Origin of the sequence: Microbulbifer sp. ALW1 (assembly GCF_009903625.1) — a bacterium.
GTDB lineage: Bacteria > Pseudomonadota > Gammaproteobacteria > Pseudomonadales > Cellvibrionaceae > Microbulbifer.
Map to the genome: position 1 here is coordinate 2,651,561 of NZ_CP047569.1, position 19,807 is coordinate 2,671,367.

At 50.7% G+C, this 19,807-nt stretch carries 2 protein-coding genes; both read left to right on the forward strand.

Annotated elements, in window-relative coordinates:
• Positions 1–375 precede the first annotated feature (375 nt).
• Complete coding sequence (locus GRX76_RS11030) at positions 376–1,683, forward strand: polysaccharide lyase (protein ID WP_160153354.1); 1,308 nt, start codon at positions 376–378, stop codon at positions 1,681–1,683.
• Between the two features lie 616 nt (positions 1,684–2,299).
• Positions 2,300–19,789: a putative Ig domain-containing protein gene (locus GRX76_RS11035; protein WP_160153355.1), complete on the forward strand. Its 17,490-nt coding sequence runs from the start codon at positions 2,300–2,302 to the stop codon at positions 19,787–19,789.
• The last annotated feature ends 18 nt before the right edge of the window (positions 19,790–19,807 follow it).

Here is a 19,807-nt window from a genome sequence, read left to right on the forward strand (position 1 = left end):
TAATAAATGGGAAGCACATTCGTAGTGTTCCAGATGATGTGAGCGCTAATTTTCAAGGGATGGGCTATCTAGATCCGCTAACAATTTCATTTAAACCGACTGGAACCTAACCCGCTTTTGCACACACCTCCATCTAATTGGCTTGGAGGTGTCAAATGGCACGCAGAATACACTACAACTACTACGACGACGATTTTAAGGCTACTGCGGTCGCGTTAACCGAAATCCCCGGTGTAGTCGCCAAGTATGTGACGGAAGCACTCTATATCCATGAAGTCAAGATTGTTGGATGTGTTTTAAATTGTCAGGCTCAATATCAAATGTGCTCCTCACATGCTCAATGTATACAAACATAATAAACAGGAAACGTTTGCTTTGAAAAATACGCTGATATCTATGTTGCTGCTAATTTTTTCTCTACCTACAAGCGCTACCGAGGTTCGAGGAGCGATTGACCCTGTAAAGTATACCAGCGGTAAGTTTGCAGTGTCGGGATGGGCCTGCCAAACCGAGTATAATCAATCTATCAATGTGCACCTTTACTTGGATGACCGTGCTGCCGCTGGTGGAGAGCTTGTAAAGTGGGCGGTCGCAGAGCGTGAGACTGAGTCGGCTGTGGGTGATTTATGCGGAACCTCAGGCATACCCCATCGCTTTCGCTTTTATTTTAACTACGATGAAATGAACGCATTTCAGGGGCGAAAAATCTATGTCCACGGAATTTCCGTGGCCAATACGGCAAATGCCCTTCTGACAAACTCAGGGAAATACACGGTTTTCCCACCCTATGTATCCTATACAGATGGCGCTCTTTTTCGACGAAACTTCGATCCTAAGCCCGAAGCTATATTTGAATCAGATTTCTTGAGTATCGCGTCTTTCAATGGAGAAAATAATGTAGTTAAGGCGAGATATGTTCCGTATGAGAAAGGTTCGCACCGAATTGTCGAGCACCTGCCATTGACCGAATCTGTAAATTCCGCGACGTTGAGCTACGACGTAAAGTTTCATAGCGATTTTGAATTTGTCAAGGGAGGGAAGCTGCATGGCCTCGGTGGTGGGTCGGCTACAACGGGCTGCAATCCCATTGACCCTCAAGGCTGGAGTGTACGAGTCACATTTGCTAATGGTGGTGGCGTCAAGCTGTATGTTTATGACCAGGATCGAACAAATAACTGCGGGCATTCTTATAATAATAATGTAGGCTTTACGTTTGATAAGAATAAATGGTATCGCATTGATCTCTACGTAAAAATGAATTCAGCTCCAAACAATGCAGATGGCCTAGCTGAGCTTTATATTGATGGCGTAAAAATTGCAGAAAAGCATGGTGTGCGGCTTTCTGGAGATCAAAATGTTGAAGTCGACAAGTTTTTGTTTAGCACCTTTCATGGCGGAAGCGATGCGTCGAACTCACCTTCGAAGATCGTGTACTCTTACTTCGACAACTTTTTGGTGAAGTCAGGGAAGGTAATTTCAGGTACAAATGGGTTTACTTGCGAATACACTGAGAATGGTATTTTCAATACCTCTGGTGCCTGTTGCGCCAATTCATGTGGATCTTGCGGCGGTTCTGGGTGTGGGAATCTGGATGGCGGTGCAGCATCCTGTTGCACTAGCTCGATTCTTCAAAGCGCACCAATTTGCACCTATCCGGACACGAAATCTCCTTGCTCTTTGTAATCTACACCTTTAATTGTGCTTTAGTACTGCCCTAGTGGTGGCCAGGTGGGTAGAGCGTTTCTCCTAGCTCTGCCCAGATCCAACCTACGAATTAATGGGGGCAGATCCACATTTTGACGATTATTGGAAGTCCTAAAATTCTTTGCCCGTTAGTCTGTTATCGTTAGGATTAAGGAATTTTCTATGGCCAGATTGCCTTGAGCTGAGGTATATCTCTCTCTCCACACCAGAAGTGTGGGCGCCGGTGCGCTTTCCATTTGTAACCCTAAGTGCGTCGCTTAGGAACGCGAGTGCTTGTGTTGGTGCAATCCTGTTCATATTGACCTGATGGTTGCTTTTGCGTTGGCCTGAATGCTAGTAAGCATGCTTTTTTGCAATAGCTCTTCACCTCTTCCTCTTCATCTGTGTGCATTATTTATTCAACACTCCAGGTTTTGTGACGCGCGTCACTTTTTGGGGTGTTTGTGCGTCTTACCGCTAAAACTTTCCCTCCGTCTCCCGAATAGGTCTCAAGCAATAACTAAATATCAGAATCAGAAGCCGCTTGGCTGCCATGCAAATACATGCTGCTGGAGTCAGGGCAACTGGGCCTCTCGCTTGACCATGGGACCGCACTATGACCGCTGTTATTACCTCGAATGGACTGGGCTTACTGAACTCCTCCGCCGATATCCTCGGGGCCTTGGGGCAGAATGGCCAGGCTAGCTTAGGACAGGCAGGGCTGAACAGTTATGTAAACGCTGCGAGCGGTAACCTATTTGTTCGTCAGGCAGACGAGCTGTTGATGGGCTTGGGGTTGGATGCAGGTCTGGTACGTACCTACAACAGTCAGGGCAGTTTTACTGGCGGTATGGGTGATCAGTGGCGGCTGAGTGCCAATCGTTCGTTGGTTATTTCAGGTGATCCGGTTAATGACCTGGAGAATGTCACTATTCGCCGGATCGCCGGCGACGGCTCTGACATTACCTTTACCTACGATGCGACCTCTGGCGAATTCGTCGCTAAGGAAGGGAGCGGTGCGCACGATGCGATCCGCTATGACGCGACAAATAATGCATGGGTGTTCACCGCCGATGACGGTGCGGTAACGGAAACCTATAACGCATCGGGTCAGCTCACCAAGATGTCGGACCGTGCTGGCAATGAAATCAGTTATCAATACAACGCCAACGGCCAGCTGGAAGAGATCCTTCTGCAAGACGGCCAGAAAATGGTGCTGCATTACAACGCCAGTAACCAGCTGGAATCGCTGGAGACGCGGTCAAGCGGCGAAAATCTGGTACAGGTCTACTACAGCTACGATGCAAATGGTCGCCTGGAAACGGTTTCCATTGATTTGGAGCTGGGGGCTGACAACAGTATTGCCGATGGCAAAGCCTACACCACCACCTATAGCTACGACGGTAGCAGCAACCGTATCGCCACCATCACCCAGAGTGACGGCACCACCGTCAGTTTTGACTACGAACTGATCGACGGCAAGTATGCTGTCAAAACGGTCACCGATGGCCAGAACAAGGTAACCACCTACAACTACGGCTTAAGCGATGCCAACGGCTCGTATACCGAAGTTGTTTCCCCCCTGGGGGAAAGCACCAAAATGTACTTTAACAGCGCAACGGGCTATTTGGAGCGTTTGGAAAGCCCGGCTGTTGATGGGCAGCGCCAGGTTGTGCGCTATGCCTATGACGCTGACGGTAACCTTGAGCATGTCATTGATAACGCCAACAACCGCATAGACTATCGATATGATGCCAGCGGTAACCAAACGGCTGTGCGCGATAGTATCGGCAACACGGTTACCCGTACCTATAGCTCAGAAAATCAGCTGCTCACTGAAACCCGCTACCTGGTGGCTGATCCAGATAGCATCGATCAGCCGGGTGCCCCGAGCGGTGCGCAAACCAGTCGTTATATCTATAACGCACAGGGCTTGTTGGCGTATACCGTTGGTGCAGATGGATCAGCATCGGCATTTGATTATGACGGGTTCGGGCAGCTTTCTGATACCTGGGTAATGACGGATGACCACTATGATGTATCGGGCCTTGCCGATGATGAGGCGCCCAGTCTTGCTGCAATGGATACGTGGCGCTCCGGTCTGGATCTGAGCCGGGCTCAGCGAACCACTCTTACTTATGACTTTCGCGGTCAGCTGCAAAGCAGTACTCAGTGGAATACCCTGGATGCTGCAGGCGAAGGCGTCGGAACGGCGGCAACCAGCTACTTCTTCTATGACCAAACCGGGCAACTGATTAAGCAGGTTTCTGCCGAAGCGGAATCTGCTAGCGCTACCGCTGCTGCTGTAGAAACGGATTACGCCGCCGTTTACAGCTACGACGGTATGGGCCGTGTAACCAGTGTCACCAATGCAGAAGGCAACCAGGTTACAACGACCTATAAAGACGGCCAGAGCACCATTGAAGTACAAAATGGACTGGGTCTAACCACCAGCTCTGTTTATGACGCGCGGGGTCAACTAACGAGCGTTACCCGGAGTGCCGGTGGTGGCACTGAGGACTATGGGTCCAGTCGTTATTATTACGATGACAATGGCCGCTTGCGCACCAGTGTGGATGCCGCAGGTGCTCGTAGCTATCAGTTTTACAACGCGTTGGGTCAAGTTGTTTACAGTGTCGACGCGAGCGGCGGTGTTACCGAGTTTAAATATAACGATCAAAACCAGCTTGAAGAGCGCATCGTATTTACCAATACCGTTGATGCGGCTACGTGGTTCGATGAAGGTGCCCAGCAATACTTTATTACTACTGCGGATTTTGAAGGGAACTTTAAACCCACTACAGATGGCTTGGATCGCAGTGTCAGCTTTACCTATCTGGATAATGGGTTGTTGCAGACTGAAACGGCGGGCGTAGGTGATAATCCGGTCGTCACCACCTATCACTACGACGGTGCAGGTCAGTTACTCAGAACGGAAACCAGTGCCGATGGCGTAGGTACCGATGGAAACCGTGAAAGTCGCTTTTTCTATGACAGTGTTGGGCGTCAGCTGGGCACGGTCGATGCAGAAGGCTACCTGATCCAGAACCGCTACAACGCTGCCGGGCAATTGGTGCAGCAAATCCGCTACGCCACTCAACTCGACAGCGCCGACGCCTTTAGCGAGAGCAATGACTTCAGCGCACTGCTCACTCTCGTGGGTACCGATGCGCAGGACCGGTCCGTCCGCTACTACTACAACAGCAAAGGGCAGCTCAGTCACGAAATCTCCCACCAGGGTTACGTCACCCAATACGAATATAATCTGAGCGGCCAGCAAGCCAAGGTCACTCAGTTTGCCACTGCGCTCAACGCTGGCCAGTTGGCTGCGCTCACTGACATCAGTGGTGTCACCCCGACTGCAGATGCCGACAAAGACCAGTGGATCAGCTATAGCTACGATCATGCCGGGCGCCTGCAGACCAGCCGCAATCACCGTGGGCTATATGTATTCAACCAATACGACAATACCGGTAACCTCGTTCAGGTCACCAGTTACCAGATCGATAGCAACGGTGATGCTGTCGACACTGACGGGGATGGTCAAACCAGCGACAATATCCGAAACCGGTATCTGCGCTACGATGCCGCTGGCCAACTAACTGGCGAGCTAAATGCGCAACAGTTGGCTGATATCGCCGGAACGCTCGGTATCACCCTGAACAGTAATGGCGCGACCGAATTAACGAAAACGCAGCTGGATACGGCAATTGACACCCACAATCAAGGGGTGCGTCATATCTATAGCAGTGCTGGCCGCTTAATCGAAAGTCAGGATACCCAGGGTAACAGTACGCACTACATCTACGATGAGCGCGGTCAGCTTGTCTACCTGATTGTCGAGGATGCGCAAACTCAAAAGGCCAGCGTTACCGAGACCCGTTATAACGTCTTTGGTGATGCCCGCAGCAGCCGCGGCTATGCCCAGAAATTTGATCTTAGTGATGGACCTACCAATAGCGCACTCAACAACGCACTCGCAAACGCGCAGGGCGCAGTAACTGGCGAGCTGGAGTCGCTTGTAGGCGGCTTGGCGGACGATGGCCGCGACCGTGTAACCAGCTATCACTACAACACCCGTGGCCAGCTGGCGACCGTATTGCGTCAGGTTATAGACAGCCAGAGCCAGCCCGCGTCGCTGACCACCACCAATGACTACACAACCTGGGGCGAACTGAAAACCGTTACCACCGATATCGGCGCGATCGACCAGGCGGGAAGTGAAACTCGGGTCAGCAAATTTACCTATGACAATCGCGGCCTCCAGCTCACTAGCGTGCAGGATTCCGGCGCGTTACCTGCGAACCTGAATATCACCAGCAGCCAGGAATACGATGCCTTTGGTCGTGTCACGCAAGCCACCGATGCGCGTGGCAACACCAGCTATTACGACTATCAGGATCAGGGTCGTACCGTTGTGGTCACGGACCCGCTCACCAACGAAACCACAAGTACTTATGACGCTTTTGGGCGAGTACTGACCACAACCAATGCACTGGACCAGGTAACCACCTACGCTTACAGCTTTGACGCGGAATCCGGCGAGCAGACCACCGTCGTAACCATGCCGGGCAATATCACGACGAGTACGGCAACGGATAGCTTCGGTCAGACGATTCGTGTTACTGATGCAGAAGGGCATGAAACACGTTTTACCTACGACCTGAACGGAAACCTCAAAACATCAGAGCAAACCATTGAAGGGCAGGACGTAACGGCAGCGACCAATGAATATAACGCGGCCAATCAGCTGGTAGCGACGGTTGACGCGGAAGGACGGAAAGTAAGCTACAGCTACGATGCCAATAGCCGTGTACTGACGCAGGTAATCGATCCGGAAGGCCTGAATCTCGGTACGCAATACAGTTATGACGGCTTGGGCCAAGCGGTTAGTGTTGTTGATGCAGAAAATCGCAAAGTAACTACGATTTACGACGCCCAGGGCAATAAAGCCCAGGTTATCGTTGACCCGGAAGGCCTTGCGTTAACGACCACTTACACCTATGACGTAAACAACAACGTAACCAGTGTCACCGATGGTAATGGCGATACCGCTTACTATGCCTACGATGCTCTGAATCGTTTGCGTTTTGTGGTTGACGGCAATCGCCATGTAATCGAAACCGTCTACGACGCAGCGGGTAATGTGATCCAAAGCAAGCGCCATCAAGATGCGCTGCCTGGTGCATTGAGCGATCTGTCTGAAAGTGGCATCGCGACGTATTTGAGCGGTATAAGCGCTGAGAACACAGCCCAGTCGACGCGCTATATCTACGATATTGCCGGTCGCCAACGCTATACAATCAACAGCGCTGGCTATGCGATAGAAACTGCTTACGATGATCTGGGTCGTGTTACCGAAACCCACCGCTACCCAACAGCAGTAGATTCGCAGCTAGACGATGCGAGTCTCACCAGTGTCATTGGCGCGCAGACTCCCGCTCGCTCTGAATACACCTTCTACAACGACCGCAACGAACGCGCGTTCTTTGTGGACGCAGAAGGCTATGTCAACCAGTACGGTTACGACAATAACGGGCGCCTCATCCAAGTAGCCCGCTACGACTACAAGGTCGATGGCGCTGCAATCGTAGATGCTGAAGCGCTGGCCACCGCCGTTGACGGTCAGCAAAATATCGCCACCTATACGACTTACGACGAAGCCGGACGTGAGCGCTTTTACATTGATGGCGATGGGTATATCAGCGAGACGGTTTACGATGACTCCGGGAAGGTATTAGAGCGTATCCAATACGGTCTCAGCTATACCGGCGTACCATCAGATACTGCAGCAGTCGAGAGCTTTATCGATAGTCAGGGTGGTTACGGAAGCAACAGCCTTCGCTCTGTTTACGATACCGCGGGCCGCATCGCCTTCGAAGTCAATGCGGCCGGTGACATCATCCAATTTATTTACACGGATACAGGGAAAGTCCGCCAAAAAATCGCCTTTAATGGTGTAACAGCGAGTACTGCAGACGACACGTTGGCGGAAATTGCGGCGCTTGTCAGCACAGTTACCAGCGAAAACAAACAGAGCATCACCAGTGTCTACGATAGCGCTGGGCAACTGCACTACAGCATCAACAGTGGTGGCTATGTTACCGAATACCAATACGATGCCGCTGGTAATGCGACCGTCCTGCGGCAATACGATACAAAGCTTAGCGGTGACATCGCCAGCCTGACCGCCGCACAGATCCAGAGCCAGGTAAGCGCAGGCACTATGCGCACCAGCCACAGTGTGTACGACGCCACTGGCCGCGTACGCTTCGAAATCAACCCTGCCGGTTATATCAGCGAATACGAATACGACAGCTTCGGAAACGTCACCCGAATGCTGCAATACGACTATGTGTACGCGAGCAGTTTGGAAGAAGCGGATATCGAGTCTGCTATTCAAAGTGGTAGCTGGGAAGATTCTGCGCGTATTACCCAAACCGACTACGATGCGCTCAACCGCGCAGTTTCTCTTACCGATGCCGAAGGGCATACAGAATACTATGGCTACGACGCCTTCGGTAATCTGACGAGTTTTACCAGCAAGTTGGGTAGCGCCGCCAATGATCCGGAATACACCTGGGTCTACGAGTACGACATGCGCGGCAATCGGGTGAAAGAGATCACTCCAGAAGAGAACTTCTATCTCTCCAGTGGCATTGCCAGCCTACAGCTGATCAGCGACGGCAAGCTCATCACAGAAATGACCTACGACTTCCGCGGGCAGCTCAGTAGTCGCACGGAAGGGGTTTATCTGAATGGTGCGGCGGAAAACCGCAGTCTGGCGCGTACCACAAGCTATCAGTACGACGATCGCGGCAACCAGATCGGTATCACGTACCCCGATGTTGATGGTCAGACGCCGCAGGTCAATACTCTCTATGATGCCTTTGGTAATGCCGTGGCCAACAAGGACGTACGGGGTTACTACGCCTACAAGATCTACGATGCGGAAAACCAGCTTGAGTATGAGATTGATGCCGAAGGTTACATCACCGCATACGAGTACGATGCTTACGGTAACCAGACCGGGCTGACCCGCTATGCCAAGGCCTGGACCGATGCCGCGAGCCGAGGGCTGGCGGCGGTCAGTAGTACCGAGGTAAACAACAAGCTTGAGGAGAGCGGCTACGGTAACAACACCGCCAATCGCACCCTGAGTCGGGAATACGACAACCTCAATCGCCTGAGTAAGGTAGAGGAAGAGACTGTCAACTACTTCGACCCGGAGACGGGCGAGAGTGGTAGCGCGGCCCCGGTGACTGAATACCAGTACACAGCCTATGGAGAGCTAGAAAAAACCAGAGTTAAACTGAGCGGTGAAAACGAAGAAGATAGTACCTGGGTAAATACTCACCACTACTACAATAACCTCGGCCAGAAGGTCATGACGGTTGATGCCGAGCGTTATGTCACCGAGTGGCAGTACACCGAGTTCGGCCAGGCCGAGTTTGTCACCGAGTATGCCCGCGCACTGGGTGTCGGTGTTGACCTGGATAGCGGCAAGCCCTCGGCCCCTGCCACCTCGAACAGCAACGACTCGGATATCGGCCGCGACCGCAGGCGCCAGTTTGTGTATGACAAGCTGGGTCAGCTGAAAGAGGAATGGCTACTCAACTACGAGTACGATCTGCTGGATAACACCAACGGCTATAGCGTAACCCAGAATCAAGTGTATGCCGCCAAGGTGCAGGAGAACCAATACGACGCCCTGGGCCGGGTGATCGAAGCACTCGATATTAACGGCAACCGAGTCCTTACCGGCTACAACAAGCTGGGCCACAACACCTGGACCAAGCAGGATGCCCGGGGCATCCTGCTTAACACCAGCACCAGCACCAGCGGTGCCCTGAGTGGCACCGCCAGCACCCTGGAGCAGCAAGACGAGGTATTGCTTAACAACACCGCGAGCCGTACCCCCTACGTCGACTACAGCTACGACCTCTTCGGCAATGTGCTGAAAGAACACCGCTACGCCAATTACACCGACGACGGGAACAATAGTAACGATACCAGCAGCGCTGACCAGATCACCTACAGCGAGTACGACAGCCACGGCCGCCAGGTCAAAGTGCGTAACGCCAACGGCGATGAAACCAGCTACCAATACGACCTCGCTGGACACGTCACCGAGACCAGCCAGACCTACCAGAACGCCAAAGGCACTGCCACTTACGCCGCTAAGACCAGTTATGTGTACGACAAGCTGGGCCAGCAGATCACTACCGAGATCGACCTTGGTAACAGTGCTCAGTGGAACCTAGACAACGTCTCGGTGGGCAACCAGTTTATCGAAGTCAAGTACAACGCCTTCGGAGAAGTGACCGCTCGCGGCGACAACCGCAGTAACTTCCAGGAGAGCTTCACTTACGACAACGCCGGGCGCATGATCGCCGGTACCGATGCCAAGGGAGCCCTGGTCAACTATACCTACGACCTGCGCGGTCAACTTGTGCGCGAACAGTCACTCGCTGCCGATGGCGGTCTCTACACCAAGCTCTACTACCGCGATGGCCTTGGCCGGGTAGGGCGGACAGAACTTGGCACTCTCAGTCAGAGTTTTAGTGGAGACACTCCCAGCCTGACTCCCAATTATTACCAGAGTTACGATCGCTGGGGCAACGTACTTCAGCAAAGCGACGCTATCGGCTATCTCACTACGTATAAATACAACCAGCTAGACCAGGTCACTTGGGAGCAAAAAAGTGAAACACTGGTGGTCGATGAGCAAGGCGTAGAAGAGGGTAAGAACCCCGAGACCTTCTACTACTACGATCTCGGTGGTAACCGCATCGCGGAAACCGATGCTCGTGGCCATAGCCGTTACCAAGAGTACGATGACTATGGTCGACTGCTGAAAAAGGTCGATGCTCTGGGTGCCGAAACACACTATGCGTACGACATTTTCAATCGTGAGGTCGCCAAACAAAACGCAATTGGTTACATCACCACCACCCAATATGACCGCCTGGACAACATTACCGGCCTCGGCGACGTCCGCTTCGAAACGGATGGTGATGCCTACAACCAGACGTTGATCAAACATACCTACAACGAATTGAATCACCAGATTCAAACCCAGATCGCCTATAGCGGTAGCGGTGCAAGTACGATCTTTGCGACTAGCTACACCGATTATGATGTGCGTGGCAATGTGGTCAGAACAGAATCTGCCGAAGGTGTGATCAAAGAGTACTATTTCGACGCACGTGGGAAAAAAATTGTCGATCGTAATGGTCTGCACACCAGTGGTAGTAGTCATCAGCTCAGCTGGGACTACGACTACTTCGGCCGGGTTCAAAGCTACAACGATCTGAGTGGTACCGCCTTTACCTATGAGTACTATGACAACGGCCAGCTCAAGCGCAAAGTGCGCACCGTGGAAAAGGATGAAACGGTGCTTGAGAACGGTGAGACCGTAAACAAGTACGGCATCGAATATAGCTACTATGACAATGGATCCCTCAAGGCTATTAATGATAAAGACAGTAGCCTGTACGCTGAATATGAATATGACGAGAACGGGCAGCGTAGCTATGATTATGTTCGCGGCACCGACGCGCGAGGAATCCTCTATGAGCAGGCGACACACACACGCTATGACGAACATGGGCGCTTGAGCCGAGTAAAGACTATCGACCTACGGCAAGATCTGGTGACTCTGGATGCTACCTATAAGTACGATGAGGTTGGTAACCGGCGTTCAGTGAAGGTCGCATCGAAGTACGATTACACTTATACACCTCCGGTGAATCATGCGCCGGTGGCGAATGGCACAATTTCGGAAAAAAGTATCCGTGAGCTTGAGGCCAAGAAAATACTTTTAGGGCAAAACCTATTTACGGATCAGGATGCGGGCGACGAATTAACCTATGAAATAAAGGTAAAAGGGTGGACATGGCAGCCGCAAGGAATTTGGGTTCCTCCTCAGGGCGGAGACCCCGGCTACTATATGCCGGGTTATGTCCGGGATAGTTCTCTTTCGTCACCGCCAAGTTGGATTGGGCTTGAAGTCGACCAGAGTAATCAATTCTATTTGGATATATTGGACGTTCCCATCGGAGCTTCTGACTCAGTGGATTATGCAAGCTCCCGAGATAATGAGGGAGAGTTTGTAATCTATCTGATTGCTAAAGATAGAAGTGGCTACTCCACAACGCACCAATTTGATCTTCAGATTAACCCCTACTTGAATCAAGCCCCTACGCTGGAAATTCCGCTGGCAAATCAGGCTGCGACCGAAGGTTCGGCATGGAATTACCAAATCCCAGCAGGAGCATTTAAAGATCCTGATGGCTTCCCGTTAACCTATTCGGCGAAACAGGTTGTTCCTGGCTACTGGCAGGAGATTGAATTAGCTCCGGGTGAGCCTGATATTGTTTGGGTTGAAGAGCAAGAAGTAGCACTGCCGGGCTGGATTAGTTTCGATGTGGTCACCGGAAAGTTCACTGGTACAAGAACAGGCATCACGCTTAGCGAGTCGATTAATATTCGTGTTAAGGCGACCGATAGTGGTGAGCCCGCTAAATCTGTAACTGATGAGTTTGTCTTGACGGTAACTCCTCAGAATGACGCGCCAAGTTCTACTGCCATTGAAGATAAAACTGTACAAGAGAGTAAGGTTCTCTATGTAAATTTCGAAGATTACTTTTGGGATCTTAATGATGACAGTCTGAATTATACAGTTACGTTAAACGATGGTAGTCCAGTTCCATCATGGATTACTTGGCACTCTGCGCATACGTTGAAAATTGATCCTGATTACGGCCACAAGGGAAGCTACTCCTTTAAAGTGGTAGCGAATGATGGGAAAGGCGGAACTGCGACCCGAACCTTCAACGTTAGCGTTACTCAAGGCCCGAATCGCGCGCCTATTGTTGTAAACGCTATTTCTGACCAGACGATAAACGAGCAGGAAGCATGGACCTTCGTTGTTCCAGCCAGCACTTTCTCGGATCCGGATGGAGACGCGCTTACCTATACAGGTATGCTCCAGGTTTGGGTGGAGGAACAAACTGTATGGGATGGCGAGGCTCAAGAATATTTCACTATCCCCGCACGTTGGGATTATCAGGAATTGCCGTCTTGGATCTCATTTAATACCAATACCCGAACTTTCACTGGCACTCGCTTGGGAATGACCACCGGCTCGGAAACCTATCGTCTGGCGGTAATCGCAAAAGATACGGGTGCTCGAACTGGAACGGCATCATTTGAACTAACGGTTATTGACCAAAATGAAGCACCGGTAGTGGGCACTCTACTGGCGAACCAGTCGGTACAAGAAACAAAGTCTGGATCCTATACCTTCGGTGCTAACTATTTCGTCGATAGTAATGGGGATGTGCTCACTTATTCAGCAAAACTCAGCAATGGTAGTGCGCTTCCCAGCTGGATCAGTTTTAATAAAACCACGCGTACGTTTACCTGGAACCCGGCATACGGTAATAAGGGAACCTATGATATTAGAGTTACTGCTGATGATAATAATGGTGGAACCGTATCTGATATATTCCGCCTGACGGTTACCGAAGGGCCAAATCGGGCTCCGATCAGGAATACCGCGATACCCAATGCGTCGGTGAATGAGGGCACTGCATGGAATTATCAGATTCCATCCAGTTATTTCACTGATCCTGATAATCATGCTCTTAGCTTTGTGGCCAAAAAGGTCGTTCCAGGCTATTGGCAGGAAATTGAGCTAACCCCCGGTGAGCCAGATATTATTTGGGTCGAAGAGCAGGAAGTAGCCCTGCCCAGTTGGCTTACTTTTAACGCGGGAACTCGAACCTTTACCGGCACAAGGACAGGAATAGTTACCAATGAATCCTATACGATCAGGGTTACTGTAACTGATGGTGGTAGCCCGGCAAAATCGGTAACGGATGATTTTACTCTGACTGTGGTTGCCGCCAATGACGCCCCCACGGGTGATGTTCCCAATCAGTCAGTGCAGGAGAGCAAATCCCTAACGGTCAATCTCAATAATCATATTATAGATGTAAACCAGGATACTCTTAGTTATACCGCTACGCTTTCGGATGGCTCCGCATTGCCTGGCTGGGTCACCTGGACCAACAGTTCCACGCTTAAGTTCACTCCTGACTACGGGCACCAAGGCAGTTACACAATAAAAGTGACAGCCAATGATGGACGTGGTGGCACCAAAGTCGATAACTTCACCGTTTCGGTAACCGAAGGCCCGAATCGAACGCCGACTGTAGCGAATGCGATTCCGAATCAAAGTGTGAACGAGCGGAGTGCCTGGAGCTATCAAGTCCCTACGAACACCTTTACTGATCCGGATGGAGATACCTTGACCTATCAAGGATATCTCCGAGTTTGGGTGGCTGAACAATATGTTCCCGCGCAGGGAGGCGATCCTGCTTATACCATCCCCGCCCACTGGGAAAATCGTAATCTTTCAGAAAGTGGCTGGATTTCATTCAATACAACTACACGTACCTTTTCCGGGACGCGTAATGGGCTTAATGGAAGCAACGAAGTCTACCAGCTTGCAGTTGCGGCCAAAGACCCAGACGGTCGTACAGGTTATGACTATTTCTCAATCACTGTAGTTGATATTAACGAGGCTCCTACGGTCGCTACCTTACTGGCGAACAAGTCGGTTCAGGAAACAAAGTCTGGGTCTTATACTTTTAGTGCCAGCTCTTTCGTGGATTCCAATGGCGACTCGTTGACGTACTCCGCGAAGCTCAACAATGGTAGCGCATTACCCAGCTGGATTACCTTTAATGCTAGTAGCCGTACTTTCAGCTGGAGCCCTGGCTATGGGACCAAGGGTGCCTATGACATCAAGGTTACTGCCAATGACGGTAATGGCGGGACGGTGTCAGATGTATTCCGGCTGACAGTTACCGAAGGACCCAACCGAGCGCCGGTGAAAAACACGGCTGTTCCCAATAAATCGATCAATGAAGGTCAAGCCTGGACCTATCAAATACCTTCCAGTTATTTTACTGACCCCGATGGCCATACCTTGACCTTTGTGGCGAAAAAGGTAGTTCCAGGATACTGGGATCCACAGGGATACTGGAATGCGGCTGATCAAGCTTGGGAACCAGTTTATATAGAGGAGCAGGAGGTTGCTCTTCCTAGTTGGCTTTCATTCACCAGTAGCAATAGAACGTTTTCAGGTACTAGAACGGGAATTACGAAGAACGAGAGTTTTACTATCCGACTGAAGGTGACAGATAGCGGGTCCCCAGCTCTTTCTATAACTGACGAATTTACAATTACCGTAATAGCGGCAAATGACGCACCAACGGGAACGCTGGTCGACAAATCGGTAATGGAGAATCGGACGTTAAGCTACAACCTGAATAATGATATTTCAGACGTTAACGGTGATTCGCTCAGTTACTCCGCTACACTAAGTAATGGTAACGCTTTACCAAGCTGGATAACCTGGAGTAACGCTTCGACCCTGTATTTTGATCCCGACTACGGTCATAAAGGGACATATGATATCAAGGTCACCGCGAGTGATGGTCGCGGCGGAACTCGGGTAGATACTTTCCGATTGACGGTAGATCAAGGTGCTAACCGGGCGCCAACGGTTGCAAATGGTATTTCCAATAAGACCGCAACAGAGCATGTTGCCTGGAGCTATACCGTACCCACTTCGACCTTTAGTGATCCTGATGGCGATGTGCTGACTTATGCAGCCTACAAACGAGTCTGGGTTCCAGAGGAAACCATAGACCTGAGTGGCGGTGAACCTGGGGTTCCGCAAGAAATTGTGACAATTCCTGCGCACTGGGACTATGTAGCGCTGCCAAGTTGGATCTCATTCAATACCTCGACCAGGAAGTTCTCGGGTACTCGCAGCGGTATTTCAAGTAATGAAACCTGGCAACTTGCCGTCAGAGCGAAAGATCCCAGCGGTAGAACTGTCTATACGCACTTCAATCTGACAGTGCAACCCGGTAATGAGCCGCCGATTGTGGCGAATCCAATTCCCAATCGGTCGGGTTCTGTGGGCTCTGCCTTTAGTTACACTTTCCCCACTAGTACCTTTTCCGATCCTAATGGGGATTCGCTGACGTATAGCGCAAAACTGAGTAACGGAAATAATCTGCCGAGCTGGCTGTCGTTTAATGCCAGCACCAGGAAGTTCAGCGGCACTCCGACATCGGGAGGAACGTGGGATGTACGCGTAACTGCTAATGATGGAAATGGTGGAACCGTCTCTGACATTTTCCGTATCACCGTTACTTCCAACAGCGCGCCAGTTCTCGTAACTCCGATCCCGAATAGGTACTACACGGTACAGATCGGTGATCCGATTTACTTTTCTGTGAAGAATAACTTCAGTGATCCTGACGGCGACACTTTGACTTTCTCCGCCAGCGGTCTTCCGTCGGGTATGTCGATTAATTCGAGTACTGGTGCTATCAGCGGGCTTGGTTTCGGTTACTGGACCGTTACTGTTACTGCATCAGACGGCAAGGGGGGCAGTAAATCTGATTCATTCATACTCAATGTGGAAAGGGATTTCGGCGGCGGCATCAATCCGTATATGGCTCCCTTGAGCATGAGTATGAGTATGAGCATGGCTATCCCGGAAGAGCCGGGCGGCTACATTGATCCCGACGATGACTGGTGGGGTACTGATCCCACGATCACCCGGCATGAAAATTACTGGTACAAGTACGATGCGGAAAATCGCATGTTGGTATCAGAGGGGGATCTTGTTGGAGGGGAGATTACTGTCTCGACCGGAAAAGGCAGCCTTATTGAGTACGATGCGGTTGGTAATCAGGTTTTGCGCGTCGAAAAAACGGGCTCCGGTAATAGCTATAATGCTCAGCGCTTCAACTATAACCAGATTGGTCAATTAGTATCTCTCGAGAGTGTTAATGGTGCCTATGCAGGCAGTATCGACTGGTCGGTGAAGGCAACACGCGATAGTAAGTACGCTGACAACTCGATCTGGCAGACCGCGACGAGCTACGGATACGATATAGCAGGTCGCAATACCACTACGACCAATTATTTCGGCTCGGGCGAGACGCGGCGTTTCCGGGTTGAGATCGATGATGGTAAATACGAGTTCTACGACCAGTCCGTTGCAGGGGAGCAGGAGTCACAAACCAGAACGTATTTTGATAAAGATGGCAAGGTGACCTTGGTTGAAAACCTGGGACATACAGTCACTGGTTGGAACACCATTGGCGGTCACTATAACGTGCCATCATTGAAAATACTTTCGAAAGTAACCTATGGCGCAAGCTCCTATGACGCGGCAGGCCGTTTGGTTAACTACAACTACATCAAGCTCTTAAAAGGGGAGGGGGATACCGAAGAGCTGTCAAGCTATACATTGACGTATACCTATACCTATCAAAGTCGCGACAGCTACCTTACAAATACGGTAACTGGCGTTGGTAGTAATACCAATCATAAAGATGGTGTGAATGTCAGCTATTACGATGATAGCGGCCGCCTGCGTTACACCAACGAGACCTACAAAACCGACCAAATTTCTGAACAGCAACGGCGCTATTTCCGCTACAACGGTGATGGTCAGATTATCAATAAAGTTGCTGGTGACTGGGAAGGTGGAAGCTTTACTACCGAGACAGATGGATCTGAAGAGCGCCACTATTACTACGCCCAAGGCCAGCAGATTGGATCCGTAGATGGCAGTGGCCGTATTCACTTCGAAGATCAGGCGGGCTACCAGCTTGCCGGTCAGTCGGGCCCGGCTCAGTCCATGGTTTATACCGTGCGCCCAGGGGACACGTTGCGCACAATCGCGCAAACGGTTTATGGCAGTAGCTCTCTCTGGTACCTGATAGCCGATGCGAATGGCCTGGCAGACGATGCAGTTGTTCTGACAGATGGCCAGCAGCTGCGTATACCGGCGCACACGACCAGCGTTAATGATGCTGATACGTTTAAGACCTACAACGCCGAAGAAATAATAGGCGACCGCACCCCGGCGGTACCCTACGTACCACCGCCCCCTTCCGCAGACGCGGGCTGTGGGGCTATTGCTACCATTATTATGGTTGTGGTTGCGGTAGTGGTTACTATTTATACTGCTGGCGCGGCTGCAAGTGCATTTGGGGCCGCTGGCACCGCTGGTGCAGGAGCGACTGGAACCGCGATCACTGGTGCGGCTACGGCGGGTACAACCGCCGTAGCCTCAACGGGAGTCGGAGCAATCGGAAGTGCAGTTGTCAGTGGTGGAGTGCTCACGGGCTCAATCAGTGCGGCAGGTATTGCTACCTCAGCTTTCGTAGGCGGATTTGCAGGCTCCGTAGCTTCGCAATTGGTGGGTAAAGCGTTGGGAGTGGTGGATAGTTTCTCACTTCGTCAGGCTGTGGCTGGGGGGGTCACTTCGGTAGCGTCCGCTGGGGTTGGCGGCATGGCCCAGCATGGAACCGGCAAGCTCAGTAAGGTATTCCAGGGTAGCTACGGAAATTATGCCCGCGGTGCAACCACCTATATCTCGGCACAAGGGGCCCAGGTCATAACCGGTCAGGACACCAACTTTAGCTGGGCCAGTGTTGCCGCCTCGGCGATTGGGGCTGAGGCGGGGGCTCAGGTTGGTGGCTACGTGGGAGGTATGACACAAGGGCTGGGTGACTTTACTTCAGGCTTCATCAGTGCGACAGCATCTGGAATCGCGGCAGCATCTGTAAGCAGAGTGTTCGGTGTGGGTGGTAAAGTTGAGTTACAGGCGATTGCGGCAGATGCTTTTGGTAATACGTTTGCTAATTCGCTAATAGAAAGCACTATTGTTGAAATTGAGCCGGAGTCAAAACACTCGAGTACACCTGATTTTAACAATAGATTGGAGGCTACACAGGAGCAGCCAGTATCAAAATCTCAAATCGCCGTAAATGAGGCAGAGAACTTAAATAGATCAAGCGAAGTTGAAGACTCGAAATTGTCTTCGATCCAGGAGGACATCATCGAAGTTGAAGGCGCATCGTGGGCAGATCAATCCGAAGTTGAATCGAACCTTGATATTGTTGTGCCTGATGTCATTCCTGCTGATCTACAGCGCGAATATACCCGCTTACTGGGCGCCGCGGAGGAGTCTGGGAATTTGGAAGAGGTTGATCGACTTAAGAGTATGATGAGGGAATTTGTCGGGAAATCTAGTATGGAGGGGTACGAACCTACGGATGCCCAGCGAGAATTAGTTTCGGAAGGCGACTATATTGGTTATTGGAAGTCTGTCTATGAGCAAAGCGGCGGAAAGTTAGGGCGAACTGAGTTGATAGGATGGGGGCAGTCAGATTTTGTAGGTGATGTCTCGGTGTTTGAGCAATTAGCAGCTGACTTCACATGGGCCAGAATGGAAATGGCTTTGGATGAGTTAGGTGATTCGGCACCGACAATGGAAGATTTGGGGCGGGCATTTGCTGCATCTAGCTTAAAAGCAAGAGATGCCGACGTCTTAAATACTCCACATCTACTGAATAGGGAGCAAATTGCCGAGTATCATTATGACGTATTAGATTTCTACAATTTAGATCGAAGCTTGTTTGGTGGGACAATGTTTACTGGAAGTGCCACTGAAGCTCAGCTATATGGAAATTATTGGGCGGAATATGCAGATGTAGATCGCGATTTTGCTAGTGAACTATTTGGCAAGTTTGTACGAGGTGATGGTCATGAAGAAGTTTACTTCGGACCTTCTTCAAAGTTTGCTCAAGAGTTCGCTGAAAGTGGAATGGCTCAAAGTATGTATGACTTCTTTGTAGATACGAAGTACAACGGTAACGTTCCTTCTGATGGGTTTATGTACAATTTTGACAAGAATTTTGGCCCTGCCGAATTCTTTGATGATCTTTTTGAGGGAAACTGGGCCGCGCATAAGCTGGGGAGTTATGAAGATGGGCTCGCTGTAGTAAAAGACGGACAGATTCACTTTAGGGTGACCAATACAATGGGAAGAAGGTCCTTTTTTGGCGGTAACTATAGGGATAAGGCTGGCGGAAATTTTGACTGGATGAATGATATTCCAATTTTTAATGATAGCTCCTCTGATAATGGATATCGGGATCCGACATCAAATATCAATATTACGGTAGAGTGGACTGTCCCTCTGCCTGGGGGTAAGTAGCAATTTAATTTGCCCTAT